This is a genomic window from Lentibacillus songyuanensis (genome assembly GCF_039548255.1).
Lineage (GTDB): Bacteria > Bacillota > Bacilli > Bacillales > Amphibacillaceae > Lentibacillus_C > Lentibacillus_C songyuanensis.
The window spans coordinates 332,387-338,647 of sequence record NZ_JBCLVH010000003.1; the positions used below are offsets into that span (position 1 = coordinate 332,387).

The 6,261-nt window shown below is 40.1% G+C and carries 5 protein-coding genes; 1 reads left to right on the top strand and 4 read right to left on the bottom strand.

From position 1 onward, the window contains the following. Nucleotides 1-12 precede the first annotated feature (12 nt). The 3 genes from WMZ97_RS05605 to WMZ97_RS05615 form a co-directional block, all read right to left on the bottom strand. Complete coding sequence (locus tag WMZ97_RS05605; protein ID WP_343271085.1) at nt 13-1,431, bottom strand: amino acid permease; 1,419 nt, start codon at nt 1,429-1,431, stop codon at nt 13-15. Between the two features lie 62 nt (nt 1,432-1,493). Next, entirely contained in the window at nt 1,494-2,387 is an 894-nt protein-coding gene (locus tag WMZ97_RS05610; protein WP_343271086.1) for a dimethylarginine dimethylaminohydrolase family protein, read from the bottom strand. An 82-nt stretch (nt 2,388-2,469) separates the two neighbouring features. Continuing rightward, nucleotides 2,470-3,231: a dimethylarginine dimethylaminohydrolase family protein gene (locus WMZ97_RS05615; protein WP_343271087.1), complete on the bottom strand. Its 762-nt coding sequence runs from the start codon at nt 3,229-3,231 to the stop codon at nt 2,470-2,472. Between the two features lie 242 nt (nt 3,232-3,473). Here WMZ97_RS05615 and WMZ97_RS05620 point away from each other — a divergent pair, with 242 nt between their 5' ends. Then, nucleotides 3,474-4,214 carry an IclR family transcriptional regulator gene (locus WMZ97_RS05620; protein ID WP_343271088.1) on the top strand — a complete coding sequence of 247 codons (741 nt, stop codon included), beginning with the start codon at nt 3,474-3,476 and terminating at the stop codon, nt 4,212-4,214. Nucleotides 4,215-4,329: 115 nt separating this feature from the next. Here WMZ97_RS05620 and WMZ97_RS05625 read toward each other — a convergent pair whose 3' ends face one another. Next, nucleotides 4,330-5,730, bottom strand: coding sequence for a sigma-54 interaction domain-containing protein (locus WMZ97_RS05625; protein WP_343271089.1), 1,401 nt, complete (start codon nt 5,728-5,730; stop codon nt 4,330-4,332). Nucleotides 5,731-6,261 lie beyond the last annotated feature (531 nt).

The window sequence follows — 6,261 nt, forward strand, 5'->3', positions numbered from 1 at the left end:
GTAATAATTTTATTAATTTGTTGTTTTTTCAATAGGCGTTGGCGTTTCATCCTTTTTATCTTCATTCTTGGCTAATTTAAAACGGTAAAATATTAGGCATGCAACTAAGAAACCAAAACCATATAATACGCCTGCACGTTGCGTTGGATCAAAAAGTAAAAATATTAGAACAACTAGGCAGGAAGCAAGGCAAAACAATGGTATGAATGGATAGAAGGCAACTTTATACTGCAGGTCCTCTACTTTTCCACCGGCCTTGATGTATTTTTTACGAAACATAAATTGAGATAGGGCAATTCCCATCCAAGAAATGGTTACCGAAATACCCGCAATGGACATGAGTAATACGAATACCGTATCAGCCGCCATAAAACTGGTCAATAAAGAGAGCAATGAAAATACGATCGTAAACAATAGTGCGTTTAACGGTACCTTCCGTCTGGTAAGTTGTCCAAACAATTTTGGTGCCATCCCTTCATGTGCCATCGACCAAAGCAAGCGTGTTGACGCATACAAACATGAGTTTCCAACCGATAAAATCGCTGTTAAAATAACAAAATTCATCAGATGAGCTGCAAATGGGATTCCAGAAATTTCCAATAACGTAACAAATGGACTTTCCAGTAAACCTAACTCTGAGGCCGGGAAGATAGCTGACAAGATGACAATTGAACCAATATAAAAAACTACGATTCGAAAAATAATATTAAAGATTGCCTTAGGGATATTCTTCTGTGGATTTTCCGTTTCGCCTGCAGCAATACCGACCAGTTCAGATCCCTGATAGGAAAATATTACATTCATCATCGTGACGAACACAATCGAAATCCCTGCCGGAAAAAGCTTCGTTGGTTCTAGATTTTCAAACAGGGGTGTCCCGCGATCAGATAAATGAATCAAACCAAAGATAGCAGCAATCCCGACAATAATCACAAAAATAACGGCGACTACTTTAATTCCGGCAAACCAATATTCTGCCTCCGCAAATCCCCGTGTCGTTAACGCATTTAGTGTGAACAGCAAGGCAATAAAAACTGCACACCAAATCCATACGGAAACATTCGGAAACCAAAATTGCATTAAGATGCCGGCCGCCGTAAATTCTACTCCCGCTGTAGCTGCTGAACCAACGAAATACATCCAGCCAAGCGAAAATCCTGCAGAAGGCCCAATATATTTCGTAGCATACGCTTGAAAGGAACCGGTAACAGGCATATGCACCGCAAGTTCACCAAGACAAACCATGACCAGAAATAAAATTAATCCACCAAATAAGTAAGCCAGGATCGCTCCACCTGCCCCTGCCTGATTAATGGTATAGCCTGCATTTAAGAACAGCCCTGTACCAATTACCCCTCCAAGTGAAAGCATAAACAAATGCCGGCTTTTCATGGAACGCTTTAATTTATCGTTCGTTTGCTCTTCCTTCATCACTGAGTTCCCCTTTTTTAAGTTGGTTTCTGTGACAACTCCCTAGCAGCGAAAAATTCTTGTCAATTACCACGAATAACTGGGCAGGTCAAACAGGTAGGTCCACCTGTTCCTTTATACGATATCTCCTGCCCCTTATATGCATAAACAGTGGCGCCAGCGTCTTCCAACTGTTGTTTGGTAGAATCATTTCCATCTAAAATCATGCAAACCCTTGGTGCAAGCGCTAATACATTACAGCCTAAAATCCCGTATTCTTGTGCCGGAACCTCGATTAACTTGATCCCACGTGAAAGTAAAAGTTGTCTAAAAAACACCGGCATCAAAGGGGAGTACACGACCGCCAAATCATGATCAACCATACTAATGATCGACATCAGGTGCAGGCACTCTTCTTCGCCTTGGTCATGTGGAAGCGGAACGATAATAAATTCATCGATCATATCTTTCGTCATTTCCTTCAATTGACGAATCGCTTCATCGTTTGTACGATAGCCTCGCCCTACCGCCAATGTACGTTCATTCAGCCAAACAATATCCCCGCCATCAGCAACAGCCTCTCCTGTTAGTTCGTCAATGACTGGTATTTGCTGCTGTTGCAAGAAATCTTTATAGGCATTGGCTTCTTTTTGTCTGAGTTGTTTACCAGACTTTAAAATAATCGCACCATCCCTGGTAAACTTTACAGGATCATGCGCGTATATCGAATCAATCCCCGTTTGCTTGTGGGCAGGTAAATAATCAATTCGATCAACATGTTTTTCTAAAACAGCTAGAAATTGTGCGTATTCGTTTAATGCTTCCTCATAGTTCGGGGGTTCGAAATAATTGTATGTTTTCCATTCATTATTCAAATGCTCCTGGCTAAGGAAAGAATCCCGTGGGTGTTTCACAATGACATGCTTTAACGTATCCACCATCGAGTTGCAGTAAGTCGTCGATTTCAACTTTTCCATAAAAGTTCTCCTTCCGTTCGTGTCGTATAAGTATTGTGAGACTCTATCATTGAACAATTCTCACATTTTCCTTGGTAAACTCTTAAAATCGCAAAGAGAGGCAGCTCAATCCGCCATCATGCTTTTGAAATTCTGTCATCTCCAGTTCAATTGTTTGATAACCTTTGTCAATCATTTGCTTCCTTGTCGCTGGATATCCTTTTGGAATAATCACATAATCATTCACAAGTATACAATTAGCCGCGTATTCATCTTCATCAGGAACAACAATCTTGTCATATTGATTAAAGGCTGGGTGGTCAATGAATTCCCCTGCAGCTACAATTAAATTTTTTCCAAGATAAGCAACACCCGTTTTCAAATGAAAGAATTTTTTCAATGGTACAATGGTTGCTTGGTAATGCGATGATTCTAAAATCTCCTTCAACTGCGTTGCGCCTGCTTCATTCGTGCGGGCAGAGATACCAATATAAAAATGATCGTCAATTTGCAGTACATCTCCCCCATCCAATGTGCCTGGAGCTTTTATATAGCGGATATCCGTGTAAAATTCCTTCAATACAGGTTCCATTTCTTTAATTTCCGCATTACGCGATGCGGCCCCTGGATTGGTAATAACTGCGAATTCTGGTGTTAATACGGCTGTATCTTCCACAAACGTCGAATCCGGAAAGCCCTCGCTTGCTGGCAGTTCCTTAATGGCAACATGACATTGTTTTAAAGACTCGATATATGCTTGATGTTGAACAAGCAGTTGATCATAATTTGGTTCACCCAAATTACTTGTTGTTAATCCATTTACATAACTTTTTCCAGGTTTTTTGACGATTACATTTTTTAACATGGCAATTCCTCCAATTAAGTTTGATTCAGTAAATGCTTTCCGATTATGGATGTGTTGCATTCAAAGGTAAAAAAGTAAACGATTATTTTGCATTTAATTTTCCGATGAGCGGAAAGTTATTTTATTTATCGGAAAATTATAGTATGATTATAGTGAACGATAAACTAGGTGTCAATATATTTCTAAAATTTTCAACATAAAAAGAAGTTCCCGATTTCATTTTTTATAAGGCAGGTGTCTTCATGCAATCGATTGATCGAGCAATGAAAATTGTAAACGTTATTATGTCACATGAAACAACACAATTATTTTCCATTACTGACTTAGCGAAGGAATGCGAATTACCCATTAGTTCCATTCACCGTATTCTTAAATCAATGATCAAACATGGGATGATACAGCAGGATCCTGATAGAAAATTATATGGGCTTGGTCCTATTTGGCTGGAATATGGTCTGAAGGTGTACGATACAATGGATTACATTAGTATTGTCCGCCCGGAACTGGAACATCTGATGCAAATCTTGCAAGCCAGTGTCTATTTAACCAAACCACTCGGCGATGAATCCATTATTATGGAACGAATAGATTGTGTACAGCAAACCATTCGTGTACATGATCAACTTGGATTAAGAATTCCGATGAATATAGGGGCCGCAAACTTGACAATGCTTGCCCACATGCCGGAGGATAGAAAAATGGAACAGTTCCAGCATTTGTCAGCGGAAGATCAAACAGCTATGTTGGGGCAACTGGAGAAAATAAAATCAGATGGGTATTCTGTATGTCATAATGAGCAATTGAAAGGCATTACTAGCGTTGCCGTACCAATCCTTAATCGTTTTAGAGAGGTAGAAGGAGCGGTAAGCGTCAGGCTGGTCAGTTTTCAATTAGCAGATGAAAATCTTGATTATGTGGTTGAAAATATCGTCCATACAGGTAATACTATTTCGCGCAAACTTGGATTTCCAAGTGCAAAATAAGCGAAAACACATAAAAAACCCTGCACAATGACAGGGGTTTTTATCATGGTTATCTATTACTTTCTTAAATAAAAAGTGCTCCAATTACCACCTGTTTACTCAAAACGTACTTCAATCACAACCCAAACTTCTTCATCCGATACTGCAGGCTCTGCCGACTGATGCCAAGTTTTTTTGCAGTTCGGGAGACGTTATGCTCGTTCTCGTTTAAAATGTGCTGTACATATGCCTTTTCCAGTTCATTTATTTTCTCACGTAATGGCATCGTTTCCTCGTCCACATTTCCAACATCTACGGTTTGCCTATTGCTATCCTGGTATGGATACCGTTTACGAAAACTTGCCGGCAGATTTTGCACATCAATGACTTCTTCGTCCATAATTAAGTTCATCGTTCCTTCGATAGTATGCTCCAACTCCCTGACATTTCCAGCCCAATCATGCTGATAAAGAATTGCTTTTGCCGCTTCGCTGACTTTTTTCACATGCATTTGAAATAACGCATTATATTTATCAATAAAATGATTGATTAATAGCCAAATATCGTCTTTACGGTCGCTTAGTGGCGGAATCAACAAGGTAACGACACTAAGCCGATAATACAAATCGCGTCGCAGGCGATTCTGATTCACAGCGTCAATGGGATCCTCATTCATCGTGGCCATGATGCGAACATCAATTGCATGTTCTTGCATATCACCCACACGCCGGATTGTTTTCTCTTGAATCACGCGAAGTAATTTTGCCTGAAGTGCTGGCGCTAACGAATTGATCTCATCCAAAAGCAGTGTTCCGCCATTTGCCTGTTCGAACAATCCCGGTCGATCGACAGCACCAGTAAATGCACCCTTTTTGGTGCCAAACAATAAACCTTCCATCAAACTTTCCGGAATCGCGGCACAGTTTTGGGAGATAAAGGGACCGCTTGATCGGCGGCTGCCATTGTGGATGCTCTGGGCAAACAGTTCCTTGCCTGTGCCAGTATCCCCAACAATTAATACGGAAGACGATGTCCTTGTTGCCCGTTTTGCCTCCTCTACCACTACTTGCATTGCTTCACTTCTGCCGATAATTTGATCAAAGGTGAATTTCGTATTTTGCCTGCGTAGGACATTTTCTTTGATCATCCGTTCTAGTTGGGTAACATCCTTAGCTATTTCTACGGCAGCGGTGATTTCCCCATGCTGTATAATCGGGAACGTATCATTGATCGTGGTTATTTTCTTGCCTTTATTGTTGAAATACGTCTGTTTCACATGTCTCGTTATTTCCCCTGTTTTCAATGCATTGACAAGTGTACTCCGCTGCTTATCATGAAACCGAAAAACATCCAACAAGTTTTTATGTAATACATCTTCACTTTTCATTGACTCAATTTCCATCATTTTTTTGTTATAGATAATCGTCTTGCCTTCTGGATCAATCACGTGAATACCTACATCCACCTCATTGATAAGCCGCTCATACAATCGTTGCATATCAAGCCTAGCCTTATCATTCGATTGTCGATTCACCATACACACCATTCCCTTGTCATTGTACTCCTCTTAGTGTAATTGAATACGGATGATAGTGCAAAATAAAATGGCAGTATTTCATTATCTTCGCAAAATATTTTTGCACTTAAACCATGGATAACACTTAGCCGAAAACAGCACCATTCCTTCACACACCGCCATGAAAGCCTTCAGCCATTTTTTGCATAAATGTCTTGCACGCTAAAAGTTGGCATACAAATTGCATATAGTACTGGGAGTATCTTTTATCAAAGGGGCAGATTTAAACCACCATGACTCTATAAAGCTTAAGACTTGTGGTGATAAGTCAAGAGAAAACCAATAAAAAATTTAACTAATAACGGGCTTTCAAAGGAAAAAAAGGCACACTGAACTAAACCCGCACAAGATTAGGAACAATAGTTCGGGTTTGCTAAAAGGATTCAAAAGCATTCATTTGCCTTTGGGCTATACACTCCTTTCTGGCGTGTAGAGTTGGTGATTGCGTAGTAGCACATCCACCAAACGCACTAGTTTTCTCGCAGTCATGAC

Excerpts from the sequence above, each read along its gene's own strand:
- WMZ97_RS05605 (WP_343271085.1), bottom strand. The coding sequence starts at position 1,431 with ATGAAGGAAGAGCAAACGAACGATAAATTAAAGCGTTCCATGAAAAGC.
- WMZ97_RS05620 (WP_343271088.1), top strand. The coding sequence starts at position 3,474 with ATGCAATCGATTGATCGAGCAATGAAAATTGTAAACGTTATTATGTCA.
- WMZ97_RS05625 (WP_343271089.1), bottom strand. The coding sequence starts at position 5,730 with ATGGTGAATCGACAATCGAATGATAAGGCTAGGCTTGATATGCAACGA.
- WMZ97_RS05615 (WP_343271087.1), bottom strand. The coding sequence starts at position 3,231 with ATGTTAAAAAATGTAATCGTCAAAAAACCTGGAAAAAGTTATGTAAAT.
- WMZ97_RS05610 (WP_343271086.1), bottom strand. The coding sequence starts at position 2,387 with ATGGAAAAGTTGAAATCGACGACTTACTGCAACTCGATGGTGGATACG.